Source organism: Christiangramia sabulilitoris, from assembly GCF_007050985.1.
Taxonomy (GTDB): Bacteria; Bacteroidota; Bacteroidia; order Flavobacteriales; family Flavobacteriaceae; genus Christiangramia; species Christiangramia sabulilitoris.
In genome coordinates this window covers 130,871-146,447 of sequence record NZ_VHSF01000003.1, presented here as the reverse complement: position 1 = coordinate 146,447, position 15,577 = coordinate 130,871, and the positions used below count along the sequence as shown (strand labels likewise).

Here is a 15,577-nt window from a genome sequence, read left to right as displayed (position 1 = left end):
TACTTTTATTAGAAAGATATATATTTGCACCCGCTTTGCAGGATAGCAGGGTGGATTTTAAAAGGCCTCGTGGCGCAACTGAATAGCGCATCTGATTACGGCTCAGAAGGTTCCAGGTTTGAATCCTGGCGAGGTCACGAATAAATCGAAAAGCGAGCAAAATAAAATAGCTCGCTTTTTTTATTTTGTGGCATTTCGATTTTCATAGCGGAGCTTTGCAGGATGCGCATAGCGAATCCAGGGTTATATCAAGGCTTGCCTTAGCCTTCTTTGTTTTACTTTTTTCTAAACATAGTTTTAAATAGTATATCTTCCCTGCTAAGGTATATTAAAATGACTTCCGGGGTTTATGGGATCCTTATATACAGTTAAAGCTAAGGTCCTTCAATACTCTGCTGTTATCCTGAAACTTTATTTGAAATTGTCCCTATTCTTCAAGTTCTACAATAACTTCTATTTCCAGCGCGATATTAGAAGGTAAGGAACAATGGCCAACAGCGGCCCGGGTATGTTTGCCTTTTTCACCAAACACTTCCACCATAAGATCTGAAAAACCGTTGATCACTTTTGGCTGGTCATAAAAATCTGGTGCTGAATTTACCATACCACGCACCTTGACAAATTGTTTAATACGGTTAAGATCACCATCACAGGCAGCTTTGAGCGTCGCCAGGATCTCTATGCCTGTTTCTCTGGCTGCAGCATAACCTTCTTCGGTACTTAGATCATCACCTAACTTGCCTTTTAAGCTGCTGCCATCTCCTGATAGAAATAGCAGGTTACCGGCTTTTTTCCACTTTACGAAATTTGCAGAAGGCGCGGTTACTTCAGGCAGGATTATACCCAGGGCAGCAATTTTTTCCTCTGGATTTTGGGATAATGTGCTTATGCTTACTAGGAAAAAAATTATTCCACAAAACACCTTTTTCATGATATATGGTTTTATGATTTATAGCCGGAATTGATCAATTGTTCAGTCCTTGGCTGGTTCCTGGGCTTTTTTCTATTAACTTTAGAACTTCCCTGGCTTGTTCATAATGGCGAAATTCATGCGCCACAATTATATCAAAGGCAGTCCCTAATCTATAAACTATATTCTTATTAGCGGGAGAGGAGATGACGGCATTTTCCCTGGTCTTATCCAAAACCTGGGCTATCTCTTTTTTTAATGCCGACTGATGATCTGAAAATCGTTCTAAGATATTCTGATACGATGATCCTTCTGCTGGTTTCCACATAGGAAAAGTTTTCATCTTATTTTTTCTGTCCGGTTGGACAGATTTCAGGATCATATTGCCGAAAAAATTGACCACAAAACCAAACCTGGCGATAAATGGAAGTTTATAATTGCCCCGGGACAGGGCGTTGAACCCGGCGAAATATGAACTGTTCACCTCTATAAGGTGGGTAATGTTTTCAGCAATGCTCCACGTCTCGGGCGAAGGTTTCCAGTTGAGTTCATTTTCTGAAAGATGACTGAATGATTTTTGAAATTTTTCGGTTACTTCCTCGATCTGTGTCGTCCACTTATCCATTTTACCACGATTAGGTTTTACCTAAAGATAGGAAAACTAGCTATGTCTGCTGAATTCCGAATATAAAAAAAGCAGCCTTATTGCTAAGACTGCTTTGATTTTATAGGAGGTTAACCTTTTAGAATATATAACGTAAACCTACCTGGGCCTGCCATCTTGATTCAAGACTGAAATCATTGGCAAAGGTTCTGGTTTGATTACCAAAAGTATAAACAGGTGTATTATCGTCACCTACACTTACCCCGATTGGCTGGTCGTTTACAGGTATCTCGATCACACCCCAGTCTGAACTCAACAGGTTACCGAAGTTAAGAATATCAAGACTTAACTGGATAGTATTGGTTTTTTCACCAACCTTAATGTTATAATCCTGAAGGAATTTCACATCCCATCTTCCTCTCCATGGACTTAGAATACCATACTTTTCAGCATAATCACCACGGTTTTCGTTCAGATATTCATCCTGCTGGATATACTGCTCGAAGGCTTGTCTCTGTGTTTCCTGCTCGGCAGGAGAACCACTGAAAGTATATTGCTGTAATTCAGCTTGGGTAGGTATATAAATAAGGTCATTCAATACAGAACCGTCATTATTGATATCTCCTGAATAGGTATAAGAGAATCTTCCACCCTGGGCATACTCATAGAATGCTCCAATAGATGTTCTCCAACGATCATTTTTACCATAGTTGAATTCTTTGTTCAACTGTCCTACGATCCTGTGCTTGTCACCATATCTTGAAGGTGTACTAACTGCTGCATTTACATTTCCTAAAGCAGGGTTTCTGTCATAAGCATCACTTGAGATCTCTGCATCCAGTGAACTGGCATCTTCTGCTTTCAAATAATTATAGGCAATACTTGCGTAGAAATCTTTTTCAAAACTCTTGGCAAGTTTAACAGACCAGTTAAACGAATATCCTACATCTGTATTGGTGAATACATAAGCATTGGTAACTCCACCAAATTCGTTTACAGCTCTGTCACTGGTTTGGTAAACAGGACGGTTATCCACACCGTTCAATGTACCTGTAGGTCTGGAAAGACCATAGTTTCTTACCATTTGAGCATTGATGTCCTTGGTATAAATGAAATCTGTAGTAGCCACAAGGCCATTTTCAAACCTGTAATCTGCGCCTAAACTATTTCTCCATACCTGCGGGAATTTGAAATCTGGGGCAGTAGTCTGGTAGAAATAGAAAGCCGGGTTGGCCACCTGGTTACCTATCCATACGAATGGAAGTCTACCGGTAAAGATCCCTGTACCACCACGAAGCTGTAGTTGGTTATCACCAAAAACATCCCAGTTGAATCCAAGTCTTGGAGACCATAAAAGGTCATTAGAAGGAAGTTCCAAACTGTTTAATTTAACCGGGTCACCGTTTTCATCAAAATAAGTGATCTCTGGCTGGTAATCTCCGTCAGGGAAAGTTCCGCCGGCAAGTCGATCTATATTCTCACGAATTTTATCTTCAGTATCAAAATATAATGGCTTGTCTACCCTTAGACCATAAGTGAAGGTGAAATCATCTGTGATCTTCCATCTGTCCTGTGCATAGAAAGCAAGCTGTCCTACATTCGTCTCAGCTAAAGCCCAGTTTCCACTAGCATTTCTTGAGTCAAATACATTCTGTGCATTGTTCAAAGAAGCAGCGATCAAACCGTTCTCTACAGCCTCCTGGAAACTTCCTCCGGGATTAGCCGGGTTAGTTCTTACGCTGGTAAAATCTGGCGCAAATACACCAACTCCACCATTTTCATTAAAGAAAGTATAAGCTCCCAGGTTAAAGGAGTTGTCAAAATCAAATCTTTCAAAACTTCCACCAAAGGTGAAGGTATGGTTCCCAGCAATCAGATTCAAGTTGTTTGTGATCTGGTATACATTCTGCTCAAGCCTGTTATTGATAGAGAATGGCTCATGACCTGCCACGATATAACGTACTCCGTCTTTCTGGATACTAATGGCCGGAGCCGGTGCAGAAAAAGGATCACGGCTATCATCAAAGAAAGTATAACCGGCCTGGAACTTATTTGAAATATTCCCGAAATTCGAGTTTAATTCTACCAACCAGGAATCGATCTTATTATTAATTCTGTATCCTGAATTTCTAAATTGAAGGGTGGTAAGATCTGGTCCTCTTCTTCCAATTGCTTCCGGGTTTGCCGGAAGATCTCTTGAGGCATCAAGGAAGTTATAGATGAAAGCCAGCCTGTGATTCTGGTTGATGTTCCAGTCTAGTTTCAAAATACCTTTGGTAGACTCGGTCTCATGAGTATAGTTTTCATAAGCTCCGGTCTCATATCCTAGAGATGATAGTTGATTGGATACATAGTCAAGATCTTCTGCAGTTACTCTGGAAATGTTAGAGCCGGTAAGACCGGGTCTGCTGGCAAGGAAATTAGATCCTAGATCTTCCCTGTCATCTTTTTCAAAGTTTGCGAAAACAAAAAGTTTGTCTTTAATAATTGGAGCTCCAATGCTAAAGCCATATTGAGCCTGCTTAAGGTCTGGAACGATGATATCATCACCGCCAACCTTGTCACCGGTCATATCTTCATTACGGTAAAACCCGTAAACGGTTCCTTTTACTTCGTTAGTTCCACTTTTAGTAACGGCATTTACAGAAGCACCCGTAAATCCAGCCTGGGTAACATCATAGGGAGCAGTAGAAACCTGGATCTGGTCTATTGCATCCAGAGAAATAGGCTGAGCATTAGTTTGACCACCTGGTGTAGCTGCATCAAGTCCAAAAGGGTTGTTGAAAATAGAACCATCAAGACTAAAGTTGTTGAACTGGTCATTTCTACCACCAAATGAACCATTACTCGAAGCGGTAGGTTCCAAACGATAGAAATCTGAAGCAGACCTCGAAATAGTAGGAAGTGACTTCAATTCTCTGCTACCTATGTTCGTTTCAGCACCAGTACGGTCACTATTAATGACCTGATTCCTGGTAGCAGTAATTACAACTGCATCAAGCTGGGTGGCGTCAGACACCATCTCGATCTCTACATTATAGGTCTGTCCCAGGTTAAGGTTAATTCCTTCCAGAACAGATGTTTTGAATCCAACATAACTTACAGAGATCTTGTAAGGTCCTCCAACTCTAAGGTTGAGCAGGTTGAATCCACCATCAAAATTAGTAACTGCACCATAAGTGGTACCAGTAGGGGTGTGTACCGCGGTGATATTAGCACCTGGTAGTGGCGTGTTCTCTTCATAAAAAACTTCTCCGCTAATCTCGGCTGTGGTAACCTGAGCAGAAGCATTTAAATTTGAGAACAATGCCATTGTAAACAGCAGTAATAATCTTTTCATTTTGCTTGTGTTGTGTTTTTGTTAATTTGGCGCAAAAGTAAGCTTTCTAAAATCTTTGGGGAATTAATTTTTTAAGTTATTTTAATAGGGATGAAATTGTTATAATTGAATGGCCGTCAGTGTATTAAATAATTATTCGGTAAATTTTATAAAACGGATAGCGTTAAAAAAAAGAAAACCTCATCTTAAAATGAGGTTTTCTTCTAGAGGAAAAATATAATTGGTCAGGCTGAACTTTTAAAATCCCTGGTTTGTTCAGAAATATTGAAATTTTTTAAGGTTTTGGGGATCATCTCTTTTTTTATGCCCAGTTGCAGCATATGGTTTTTAATGTGTGATTTTACACAATCTTCAATCTCCCCCAGTTTTAAGCGATAAGTAGACCTCTTGACGAAGGTTTCGTGTTGATGAAACAGTTTTGAAGTAATTTCTGTTATAATAAATTCCCCCTTTATTTCACTATTTATGTGATAGCTAAATTTAATTTCATTAATTGATTTTAGAGGAGATCTGTCTGATTTTGGGGAATATAAATCTTCCCCTATTTTTTCATAATTCATGATGACCTTTAAATTAATTAATACTCTAATTTAATTAAAAAATTATGATTCGTTTAACGGTATCAGGTTTTGAACAGACTGAATAAGTTTAAAGTCTGAATAATTGAAAATGAAGAGGTTTTTCAAACAGGTTAAATATGATATACCATTTTCTTTAAGGTTTTAATACCTTTAAAATAAAAATGAGCTTTTATAAGTTATTTGATTTTTTACGAGATCTGAACGCTAATAATAATAAGGAGTGGATGGATGAGCATAGAAAAAGATACCATGAAATAAGAGATTTCTATATTGACTGGTTAAATCAAATGGATATAATATTTTCTAAAGCAGATCCAGACTATTCCCCAACTACAGGGAAACAGGCGATTAACCGTATCAATAATAATCTACTTTTCCATCCCAATAAACCGGTTTATAAGGATCATTTTGGCGCTGGCCTTGATCAGGAAAAAGGTAAAGGTGATTTTTATATCCTTATTGGTATTAACGGAAGTTTTGTTGCCGGAGGTTTTTATAAGCCAAAGAAGGAAATTCTTGATAATATAAGAGCTGCCATTGATTACAATGGAGAAGAATTCGTTAAGATCTTGAACAAAAAATCTTTCAAAGAAACTTTTGGAGGTCTTATGGACGAAGAAAAATTAAAGACATCGCCAAAAGGTTATGATAAAGACCATAAGTATATCGACGTGCTTAGAAATAAGAGTTTTGCCGTAATGCATGAATTTACTCAAAAGGAGATTCTGGATGATAAATTTCAGGATGATTTAGTACAGGTATATAAGGAAATGCTCCCTTTCAGGAACTATCTGAATAATGCAGTCACCGTTTAAATAGAAAAAATGCAATTAGAAAAATACGTTCGTAATATTACAGATTTTCCAAAAAAAGGAGTTAGTTATAAAGATATAACCCCGCTGCTTCTTGATCCCCAGGCGATGAATCAAGCAGTAGAACTTTTTTTAAAAAATCTTCCTCACCGTAATTTAGATAAAGTTGTAGGAATTGAATCCAGGGGCTTTTTCTTTGCAACCCTTCTTGCTGATAAACTGAAGGCAGGATTTATTCCAGTTAGAAAACCCGGCAAATTACCTCATCGTACACATTCAGAGAATTACGACCTCGAATATGGTAGTGACACCCTCGAGATCCATGAAGATGCAATTAAAAAAGGGGAGAAAATTCTTCTACATGATGATGTACTGGCTACCGGTGGTACGGCTGCGGCCACCTGTAAATTAATAGAGAGGTGCGGGGGTGAGATCGTGCAATGTAATTTCCTGGTAGAACTGGAATTTTTGAACGGTCGTGCCAGGCTTGAAAAATATAATGTTTCGTCTTTAATTCAATACAGCTAATCAAGGGCATTTTTAGTAACCCATAATTTCCATCCAATAATGGCCATTTGGGCTTTAGTCGCTTTCTGAAGCTCAAGACCCTTTTTGGTATAACTGGGCAGAAGTTTTTTATTAAGCTTTGATAAGGTTTTAAAAAACTGTTTTTTCATTTTCACCAGGTTAGATACTAAAGATACGAATATTTGGTATTTAGACATTTAAAAGCCGCTAAGGTAGCGGCTCATTAAGAAATTCTATTTCAGATTTAGTCCTCATCGGTAGCATAATTACTGGAAATGATAAGCCGGTCTTTCTTATCCAGTCCAATGAGGATCATAGGTATGCCATCTGAATTACTAAAGCTTGCGCTGGCTTTTTTACCCGCTGCCGTTTCTGCATTTATCGATATGCCAGTTATGACTCCTGCTGCATTTCTTTTAATATTTGAAAACTCAGCATCGATATTTGCATCATCCCTGATCATCTTTTTCAAATTTTCCAGACTCTTATCATTTTGATCTTTATGGACCACATGCATATGTACATTCTTTGATCTGGTTGTATTCCCCGCATGGTCTTTGGTAGTGATTTCAATAACCCCGGCATTAGCTTTTTTTCCATATTTCTCAATAGCTCCAGTCCCTTTAATAACTTTCACATTGGCAATATGTTCTGGATCAAGAACTTCTGGGTCGTAATCCTGGTCTTTAATTTGCCCGTTTACCACAATTATTGGTTTGGCCTGCTTAATATATACTTCACCGGGCACCTCATCCTTTTGATGATTTTGAATAGATTTGCTATCTATTGGTTCTTCTACATGTTGGTAACCAATTACAGAGTCCCCAATAATATCCTCAGAGGAAAGTGTTTCTATTATTTCAGCTTTATCATCGGTTGAAAATTCAATGCCGGTAACATGAACATCAGGTTCTACAGTCCATGATTTTTTGTTTGTGGCAGATTTGGACTTCAGTTTTGAATTTTTATTGGAATGGATACGGGTTTCTAATTTTATCGGAAAAGGCTTCCCGTCCTTGTCTACCATAATATACTCCTGGCTAAAATCCAGATTGTCTTTGAAGGAGCTGTCATCTGTAAATTCGTTCAGTATTTCAGCTTCACTAATTATAACCACACCATCCTTCCCGCGTGAACCGTATAAAGCTGTAGAATTAACACCTGTTTTCACCTCTACATTTCCATTTACCTTAATATATTTACCTTTTAGATCACTAGATTTTACCGGCTTTCCATTGATAACATATAAAGGTTTTTCACCCAGATCCCTCAATAATTGCTGGTTACTTATATTATAATTATCTGCATCTTCCATTGTCTCAAACCCCATGTCATTATCTTCATTCAAATAGATCCTTACAGGTTTTATCCCCAGGCTATTGGACTGGTTATAATTTTTGATGAGCCCTTTTACAGGATCGGTTAATGTAGAACTTATGCTTATGATTTTTCCCGACTTAATTTTTACATCATTGAACTCAAGTACAAGTCCATCGGGTTCAAAGAATTTCTCGACTTTTTTAAGGGCTATTTCAGAGGTCTGAGCGCTTATGGTTATGGACTTTCCGTTTTTAATGATTTCAGAGGTATTCTCATTTTCTGAATTTATCACCTGGGCTTCGGTCCTTACATTATAAAAGAACATAAATCCCAGGAGTACAGGGATAAGTAGGTTTAGTTTCCATGCGGGACTTTTTGAGGATGAATTTGTGTTTAACATAATTATTCGTTTTTTGATCAATGATTGATAGAATTGGTTAGTAAGTGCCGGGTTCAGATCGGCTACTGAAACTTTTAAAAGTGTTTGTTGATATTCTTTAATTCTGGAGGTGTTTTTTATCGTCTCACGGTCGGCAATAAATTCCAGATTCTCTACAACAGCTTTCCTGTATAGCCAGGCAAAAGGATTAAACCACAGTATACTGGTTAAAATGTTTACTAAAAGTATATCTGCAGAATGCGCCTGTTTAGCATGTACTTTTTCATGGGTAAGTATAAGGTCAAGCTCTTTTTCTGAATGTTTCGCAGGATTATAAACGATATACCTGAAGAAGGAGAAAGGAAGTTGATCTTCACAGATCTCAACATACTTTAAATCTGACCTTTTCTGAAACTTATTCCTGTTAATGATCCTGAAAACGGAACCTAACTGAATAGAAAATCTTAGCAAGAAAATAAAGGTTATTACCAGATATAATATCCCGGCGATTTGCCACCAGTCTAAGGCTGGATCATTTGGTAATATGGCGGCCTTATTTGTGGTCGTTGTGAAATCGAACCTGGTCTGGTTTGCTGTGATTTAAACTTTTTTAGTGAAATAAATGGAAGGAAGTACCATGGAAGTTAAAATGCCCGCGGCCAGAAATTTCCTGTTGAGCAGGAAAGAGGTTTCTTTTTTGAGCAGGGTAAAATAGCTTAAAAAGAAGATCGCGATAAGGGCCGAGGCTTTGATTAGGTAGATCAATAAACTTTCCATCACTTTTTCTTTTTTTCTATAATATCCAGAATTTCCCTTAGCTCATCGGCGCTTATTTTTTCTTCTTTAGCGAAAAAGGATACCACATTTTTGAACGAGTTGTCAAAAAATCGTTTGGTAGCCATGTTCATAAATTGCTTGCGGTACATTTCTTTTGAAATTTTCGGAAAATACTGGTGGGTTTTACCATAGGCTTTATGCGAGACATATCCCTTTTCCTCAAGCTTTCGAATAATAGTAGAAACGGTATTGTAATGGAGTTTCTGATCTTTTAGATTTGGCAGAACATCTTTTACAAAAGCGGTTTCAAGCTCCCAGAGAACCCTCATGATCTCTTCTTCCTTGTTGGTTAACTTTTCCATTTCAATAGTCTTTCAGTGATGACAATTTCAAATATAACTAAAAAAATAGTTTATAAACTATAAAAGTAGTTATAATTTATTCCGGCTCCTTTCTGAGGCAATTCTTTATCTTCGCCAAAAATAGTTTAGATGAGCATCGTATTTCTACTTGTTGGCTTTGTATTGCTGGTTATAGGAGGTGAGTTTCTGGTAAGGTCCTCTGTGGCACTTTCACTCAAACTGAATATATCCCGGATGGTGATAGGTCTTACGGTAGTTTCATTCGCTACTTCTGCTCCCGAATTACTGGTGAGTCTGCAGGCGGCGATCGATGGTTTCTCTGATATATCCCTAGGAAATGTAATTGGATCGAATATTGCCAATATTGGATTAGTGCTCGGGCTAACCGCCATGGTTTCCCCGCTGATGGTAGACCGGGATTTTTACCGTTTTAACTGGCCGGTAATGATGATTTTTTCTATCGTACTATATTTCTTTTTGAAAAGTAATTATGAACTGTCAAGAATAGAAGGGGCAATCTTATTATTTGGTCTTGCAGCATATCTTTTCTTTTTGATTAAACGCTCCAGGAGAAAGGACAATATTATTATCGAGGAGGTAGACGAGTCCCTTAAGAAGGTGAGAGGTTTTAAAATGACCATCTGGCTTTTAATAGGTATCCTGGCCCTTTGGGGTGGATCAGAACTATTAGTGAAAGGTGCAGTAGACCTGGCTACCCAGTTAGGGATTAGTGAAAGGGTAGTTTCAGTGACCATTATTGCCGTGGGAACAAGCGTCCCGGAACTGGCGGCTTCGCTTATCGCTGCGATAAAAAAGGAGAAAGCCATTTCATTGGGGAACCTTATAGGGTCTAATATTTTCAATATAGGATCTGTACTTGGATTGACTGCGATCATTCAGCCAATAGCCGTGCAATCTGCAGAGGTACTTACTACAGATATTTTCTGGATGCTGGGGGTTGCCTTTGTTTTACTACCTATGCTGCTTATACCCAAAATTTCTGAAATTGGCAGAAAAGAAGGTTTTGCACTTCTCATAGCTTATTCAGTCTTTATTGTTATGGCTTTTGTATAAAAAAGCCACCCCGCGAAGGATGGCTCTTAATTCTCTTTTTCATATTATTTTCTAGGCTTCAACAGCAACCTCTGCAGATTCCACCGTCTTAATGATCCTTGCGGCTACTTTATATGGATCTGCATTAGATGCCGGCCTGCGATCTTCCAGCCAACCTTTATAGCCTTTTTCAACCGTAATTATAGGAATACGTATCGAAGCGCCACGGTCTGAAACTCCGTAACTAAAATCGTGAATGGAAGCTGTTTCGTGGTTTCCGGTTAATCTCTGGTCGTTATATTCACCATATACTTCTATATGCTCTGAGGTTACCGGCCTGAATGCTTCACAAACCTGGTCATAAACCTCTTTAGAACCGGCAGTTCTTAATAAGGTATTAGAAAAATTACAGTGCATACCTGAGCCATTCCAGTCTCCTTTTACAGGTTTAGGATGATATTCTATATAGTAACCATATTCTTCGGTAAGTCTGTCCAGCAGGTATCGGGCAATCCAGACTTCATCACCTGCTTTTTTCCCGCCTTTTGCAAACACCTGGAATTCCCACTGTCCGGCTGCAACTTCCTGGTTGATTCCTTCAAAATTTATCCCTGCCTCCAGGCAAAGATCTGCATGTCTTTCAACTAATTTTCTGCCATGGGTGTTCCTGCCGCCAACAGAGCAGTAATACATACCCTGCGGTCCCGGGTAACCTCCAACAGGAAAGCCTAGTGGCAGCTGGGTTTTGGTGTCCATTATAAAATATTCCTGTTCAAAGCCGAACCAAAAATCCTCATCTTCATCGTCGATCGTCGCTCTGGAGTTGGTTTCATGCGGAGTTCCATCGGGATTTAAAACTTCAGACATGACCAGGTACCCGTTCTTGCGTGCCGGGTCTGGATAGATCGCTACTGGTTTTAACAGGCAATCTGAATTTCTGCCTTCAGCCTGTTTGGTGGAGGAACCATCGAAAGACCAGATAGGACAATCTTCCAGTTTGCCGCTAAAATTATCTTCGATCTTAGTTTTACTCCTCATGTTCTGGGTAGGGTAATACCCATCAAGCCAGATGTACTCAAGTTTAGCCTTACTGCTCATATTTCTGAAATTTAAAATGACTAATTAAAGCATCAAAAATATTAATTAAATCTTAAACCCCTTTTAAGAAGGGGTCTCAAAATATAAAATGAAGTTAATTTTTATTTGAACCCTAAAAATTAAGGGGTGAAATTAAAAATTTAGCATTTTTTAAGGTTAATATCTTTAATTGTTCAAAGCATAAACCCTATATTCGCGACTTGAAATAAAAATTTTTTACAATTACAGGTCTTTGCAATATGCTGAAGGCCAGTTTTCTGAAAATAAAACACAACTCAAAATTTATATATGTCAACTTTAAGATTTCAAGCTTTAAAAGAAACTTTAAACCGAAAGCCTGTAAAGGTGGAAGAACCTAAGAGAAGGTCAGAAATTTTTTCAATGAATGTCTTCAACGAAACTGTGATGAGACAGTTTCTTACTAAGGAAGCATACGAAAATGTGACCGAAGCCATGCGTACAGGAAAGAAAATAGACCGTAACGTTGCCGATCATATCTCTACCGGGATGAAAGAATGGGCGATCTCTAAGGGAGTTACGCATTATACTCACTGGTTCCAGCCGTTGACCGGGGCTACTGCAGAAAAGCATGACTCTTTCTTTGAACCTTTAACAGAAGGGCTTGCGATCGAAAAATTTGGCGGTGGACAATTAGTGCAGCAGGAACCTGATGCATCAAGTTTTCCTAATGGAGGTATTAGAAATACTTTTGAAGCAAGAGGTTATACTGCCTGGGATCCAACTTCTCCAGCATTTATCTGGGGTACAACTCTATGTATTCCCACCGTATTTGTTTCGTATACCGGGGAAGCACTGGATAATAAAACTCCGTTACTTAGAGCTTTACAGGCTGTAGACAATGCAGCGACGAATGTTGCAAAATATTTTGATAAGAATGTTAAGAAAGTAAATGCCACCCTTGGATGGGAACAGGAGTACTTTCTTATCGACTCAGCATTGGTTGCTTCAAGACCAGATATTACTCTTACCGGAAGAACTCTTCTTGGACATTCCCCGGCTAAGGGACAGCAATTGGATGATCACTATTTTGGATCGATCCCGTCAAGAGCCATCTCGTTTATGATGGATCTTGAAATCGAATGCATGAAATTGGGTATTCCGGTAAAGACACGTCATAATGAGGTTGCACCGAACCAATTTGAGCTGGCTCCGATCTTTGAGGAAGCTAACCTTGCCGTAGATCATAATTCATTGATCATGGATGTGATGAAAAAAGTAGGGGAGAGACATAATCTTGCAGTATTGATGCATGAAAAACCATTTGCCGGTATTAACGGTAGTGGAAAACATAATAACTGGTCGCTGGCTACAGATACAGGTACAAACCTGTTATCCCCGGGATCAACCCCAATGAAGAATTTACAGTTCCTTACTTTCTTTGTTAATACCATAAAAGCGGTTTATGATAATGAGGAGCTTTTAAGAGCGGCAATTGCCAGTGCTTCTAATGATCACCGTCTGGGTGCCAACGAAGCCCCACCGGCAATTATATCTGTTTTTATCGGTTCTCAGCTAACCAAGGTATTGGATGAACTTGAAAAGGTGACTGATGGTAAACTTTCTCCACAGGAGAAGACAGATCTTAAACTGAACGTAGTAGGTAAGATCCCTGAGATCCTTCTTGATAATACCGATAGAAACCGTACTTCTCCATTCGCTTTCACCGGAAACAAATTTGAGTTCCGTGCGGTAGGTTCTCTGGCTAACTGTGCCGGGGCTATGACTGTGCTTAATAGTATAGTGGCGAAGCAATTAAAAGAATTCAAAGTTGAGGTAGATAAGCTTATCAAGAACGATAAGATGAAGAAAGATGATGCTATCTTCAACGTACTTAGAGAATACATCAAGAAATCTAAAAAGATCCGTTTTGAGGGTGATGGTTATGGAGAAGCCTGGGAAAAAGAAGCTAAAAAACGAGGTCTGAGCAACAACAGGACTACGCCTTTAGCACTTAAAGCTCAGGTAAGCAAAAAGACCAAGGCCTTATATAAAGAGCTTGAAGTAATGAACGAGGTGGAGATCGATGCCCGTCATGAGATAGAGCTTGAAGAGTATGCCATGAGGATACAGATAGAAGGACGTATCCTGGGGGATATTGCCAGGAACCATATCATTCCTACCGCCATACGTTACCAAAATGTTTTGATCAAGAACGTAACCGGACTAAAGTCTATTTATGGTGAAGAATATACCAGGCACGCAAAAGAACAATTAGAGATCATTGAAAGTATTTCTGCTCATATCGCGAGTATTAACTCTAATGTAAATGCAATGATCGAAGCCAGAAAAGTAGCTAATAAGATCGAGGATGCTGAGGAAAAAGCCTTTGCATACTGTGATGATGTGAAGCCGTACTTTGAAGAAATAAGATACCATTGTGATAAACTGGAATTATTGGTAGATGATGAAATTTGGCCTTTGGCTAAATACAGAGAATTGTTATTTACAAGATAACATTCTGTTAAACGAAGTCATCTGCAAAAAGCCACGCTCCCTACGCGTGGCTTTTTTTATTTAATTCTTTTATTATTTATTAGAAGTGTTTAAACTATTTATCTTTGAAAACTCTAAGTAAAACCTCATGAGTAAAGAAGTAAGTAAGCGATATTCAGGACGTGGTGTTTCCGCGGGAAAAGAAGATGTGCATAACGCGATCAAAAATGTGGATAAAGGCCTTTTTCCGAAGGCATTCTGCAAGATCGTGCCAGATCATCTAACCGGAAGCGACGATCACTGTTTGATCATGCATGCCGATGGTGCAGGTACTAAATCTTCCCTGGCCTATATGTACTGGAAGGAAACGGGGGATATTTCTGTCTGGAAAGGAATAGCCCAGGATGCCTTGATCATGAATATAGATGACCTGCTTTGTGTAGGCGCTACAGATAATATCCTGCTTTCATCTACTATAGGACGGAATAAAAATCTTATTCCCGGAGAAGTTATTTCGGCTATTATAAACGGTACCGAAGAACTGATTTCAGAATTGAAGGATTTTGGGGTTGAAATTCATTCAACCGGTGGCGAAACGGCAGATGTGGGTGACCTGGTTAGAACGATCATTGTTGATTCTACGGTAACCGCGAGAATGAAGAAAGCGGAGGTCATTAATAACGCAAATATCAAACCCGGAAATGTGATCGTTGGTCTGGCGTCTTTTGGCCAGGCTACTTATGAAAGGGAATACAACGGGGGAATGGGCAGTAATGGCCTGACCTCGGCTCGGCATGACGTTTTTTCCAAAGTCCTTGCAAAGAACTATCCTGAAAGTTTTGATAGCTCAATTCCTGAAGATCTTATTTATTCAGGAACTAAAAAGCTTACTGATGAGGTTGAGAACTCGCCGATCGATGCCGGGAAACTGGTGCTGTCACCAACCAGGACGTATGCCCCGGTCATCAAAAAGATCCTGAATGAAATTGGTGCAGATAAGATCCATGGGATGGTGCATTGTAGCGGTGGTGCTCAGACTAAAATTTTGCATTTTATAGGTGACCTGCATGTTATCAAAGATGATTTATTTGAGACTCCGCCACTTTTTAAACTCATCCAGAAGGAAAGTAAAACAGACTGGAAAGAGATGTACCAGGTTTTTAATATGGGGCATAGAATGGAGCTTTATGTAGATGAAGACCTGGCTGAAAAGATCATAGAGATATCTGAATCTTTTAATGTGGCCGCGAAAATAGTGGGTCGGGTGGAAGCTTCTGAAACTAAAAAATTAACGATCAAGAGCGATCACGGAATATTTAATTACGATTAATTGATATCCGGCAATAATTGACCTATAAT

Annotated in this window: 13 protein-coding genes and 1 tRNA gene; 6 read left to right on the top strand and 8 right to left on the bottom strand. The window is 38.9% G+C overall.

The window, feature by feature from the left end; all coding sequences use genetic code 11:
- Positions 1-63 precede the first annotated feature (63 nt).
- Positions 64-137: transfer RNA gene (locus FGM01_RS10885), tRNA-Arg, on the top strand.
- A 290-nt stretch (positions 138-427) separates the two neighbouring features.
- Here the strand turns inward: FGM01_RS10885 and FGM01_RS10880 are convergent.
- From FGM01_RS10880 to FGM01_RS10870, 3 genes are all read right to left on the bottom strand, one after another.
- Entirely contained in the window at positions 428-931 is a 504-nt protein-coding gene (locus FGM01_RS10880) for a RidA family protein (protein ID WP_143411202.1), read from the bottom strand.
- A 34-nt stretch (positions 932-965) separates the two neighbouring features.
- Positions 966-1,535, bottom strand: coding sequence for a DinB family protein (locus FGM01_RS10875; RefSeq protein ID WP_143411201.1), 570 nt, complete (start codon positions 1,533-1,535; stop codon positions 966-968).
- Positions 1,536-1,653: 118 nt separating this feature from the next.
- Complete coding sequence (locus tag FGM01_RS10870; protein ID WP_143411200.1) at positions 1,654-4,854, bottom strand: TonB-dependent receptor; 3,201 nt, start codon at positions 4,852-4,854, stop codon at positions 1,654-1,656.
- Positions 4,855-5,596: 742 nt separating this feature from the next.
- Here FGM01_RS10870 and FGM01_RS10865 point away from each other — a divergent pair.
- Together FGM01_RS10865 and FGM01_RS10860 are read left to right on the top strand one after the other, a co-directional pair.
- Positions 5,597-6,250 carry a DUF2461 domain-containing protein gene (locus FGM01_RS10865; RefSeq protein WP_143411199.1) on the top strand — a complete coding sequence of 218 codons (654 nt, stop codon included), beginning with the start codon at positions 5,597-5,599 and terminating at the stop codon, positions 6,248-6,250.
- Between the two features lie 9 nt (positions 6,251-6,259).
- Positions 6,260-6,775, top strand: a complete 516-nt coding sequence (locus FGM01_RS10860) for an adenine phosphoribosyltransferase (protein ID WP_143411198.1) — start codon at positions 6,260-6,262, stop codon at positions 6,773-6,775.
- Here FGM01_RS10860 and FGM01_RS10855 read toward each other — a convergent pair.
- From FGM01_RS10855 to FGM01_RS10845, 4 genes are all read right to left on the bottom strand, one after another.
- Positions 6,772-6,924: an SsrA-binding protein gene (locus tag FGM01_RS10855; protein ID WP_143411197.1), complete on the bottom strand. Its 153-nt coding sequence runs from the start codon at positions 6,922-6,924 to the stop codon at positions 6,772-6,774. The genes FGM01_RS10860 and FGM01_RS10855 overlap by 4 nt on opposite strands.
- Before the next feature lie 95 nt (positions 6,925-7,019).
- Positions 7,020-8,945, bottom strand: coding sequence for a M56 family metallopeptidase (locus FGM01_RS10850; RefSeq protein WP_166435220.1), 1,926 nt, complete (start codon positions 8,943-8,945; stop codon positions 7,020-7,022).
- Between the two features lie 129 nt (positions 8,946-9,074).
- A complete protein-coding gene (locus FGM01_RS14550) occupies positions 9,075-9,251 on the bottom strand; it encodes a hypothetical protein (RefSeq protein WP_166435219.1) in 177 nt (58 codons plus the stop codon).
- The gene (locus tag FGM01_RS10845; RefSeq protein ID WP_143411195.1) at positions 9,251-9,613 is read right to left on the bottom strand and encodes a BlaI/MecI/CopY family transcriptional regulator; all 363 of its coding nucleotides are present in this window, start codon (positions 9,611-9,613) and stop codon (positions 9,251-9,253) included. Before FGM01_RS10845 ends, FGM01_RS14550 begins: the two co-directional genes overlap by 1 nt.
- 129 nt (positions 9,614-9,742) lie before the next feature.
- Between FGM01_RS10845 and FGM01_RS10840 the strand changes: the two genes are divergently transcribed.
- A complete protein-coding gene (locus tag FGM01_RS10840; RefSeq protein ID WP_143411194.1) occupies positions 9,743-10,687 on the top strand; it encodes a calcium/sodium antiporter in 945 nt (314 codons plus the stop codon).
- Between the two features lie 51 nt (positions 10,688-10,738).
- On the opposite strand, the gene FGM01_RS10835 is transcribed toward FGM01_RS10840, so the two are convergent.
- Positions 10,739-11,764, bottom strand: coding sequence for a glutamine synthetase beta-grasp domain-containing protein (locus FGM01_RS10835; protein ID WP_143411193.1), 1,026 nt, complete (start codon positions 11,762-11,764; stop codon positions 10,739-10,741).
- 288 nt (positions 11,765-12,052) lie between these two features.
- Here FGM01_RS10835 and FGM01_RS10830 point away from each other — a divergent pair, with 288 nt between their 5' ends.
- Entirely contained in the window at positions 12,053-14,239 is a 2,187-nt protein-coding gene (locus FGM01_RS10830; protein WP_143411192.1) for a glutamine synthetase III family protein, read from the top strand.
- A 127-nt stretch (positions 14,240-14,366) separates the two neighbouring features.
- The gene (locus tag FGM01_RS10825) at positions 14,367-15,548 is read left to right on the top strand and encodes an AIR synthase related protein (protein WP_143411191.1); all 1,182 of its coding nucleotides are present in this window, start codon (positions 14,367-14,369) and stop codon (positions 15,546-15,548) included.
- Positions 15,549-15,577 lie beyond the last annotated feature (29 nt).

Excerpts from the sequence above, each read along its gene's own strand:
- FGM01_RS10880 (WP_143411202.1), bottom strand. The coding sequence starts at position 931 with ATGAAAAAGGTGTTTTGTGGAATAATTTTTTTCCTAGTAAGCATAAGC.
- FGM01_RS10875 (WP_143411201.1), bottom strand. The coding sequence starts at position 1,535 with ATGGATAAGTGGACGACACAGATCGAGGAAGTAACCGAAAAATTTCAA.
- FGM01_RS10870 (WP_143411200.1), bottom strand. The coding sequence starts at position 4,854 with ATGAAAAGATTATTACTGCTGTTTACAATGGCATTGTTCTCAAATTTA.
- FGM01_RS10865 (WP_143411199.1), top strand. The coding sequence starts at position 5,597 with ATGAGCTTTTATAAGTTATTTGATTTTTTACGAGATCTGAACGCTAAT.
- FGM01_RS10860 (WP_143411198.1), top strand. The coding sequence starts at position 6,260 with ATGCAATTAGAAAAATACGTTCGTAATATTACAGATTTTCCAAAAAAA.
- FGM01_RS10855 (WP_143411197.1), bottom strand. The coding sequence starts at position 6,924 with ATGAAAAAACAGTTTTTTAAAACCTTATCAAAGCTTAATAAAAAACTT.
- FGM01_RS14550 (WP_166435219.1), bottom strand. The coding sequence starts at position 9,251 with ATGGAAAGTTTATTGATCTACCTAATCAAAGCCTCGGCCCTTATCGCG.
- FGM01_RS10845 (WP_143411195.1), bottom strand. The coding sequence starts at position 9,613 with ATGGAAAAGTTAACCAACAAGGAAGAAGAGATCATGAGGGTTCTCTGG.
- FGM01_RS10840 (WP_143411194.1), top strand. The coding sequence starts at position 9,743 with ATGAGCATCGTATTTCTACTTGTTGGCTTTGTATTGCTGGTTATAGGA.
- FGM01_RS10835 (WP_143411193.1), bottom strand. The coding sequence starts at position 11,764 with ATGAGCAGTAAGGCTAAACTTGAGTACATCTGGCTTGATGGGTATTAC.
- FGM01_RS10830 (WP_143411192.1), top strand. The coding sequence starts at position 12,053 with ATGTCAACTTTAAGATTTCAAGCTTTAAAAGAAACTTTAAACCGAAAG.
- FGM01_RS10825 (WP_143411191.1), top strand. The coding sequence starts at position 14,367 with ATGAGTAAAGAAGTAAGTAAGCGATATTCAGGACGTGGTGTTTCCGCG.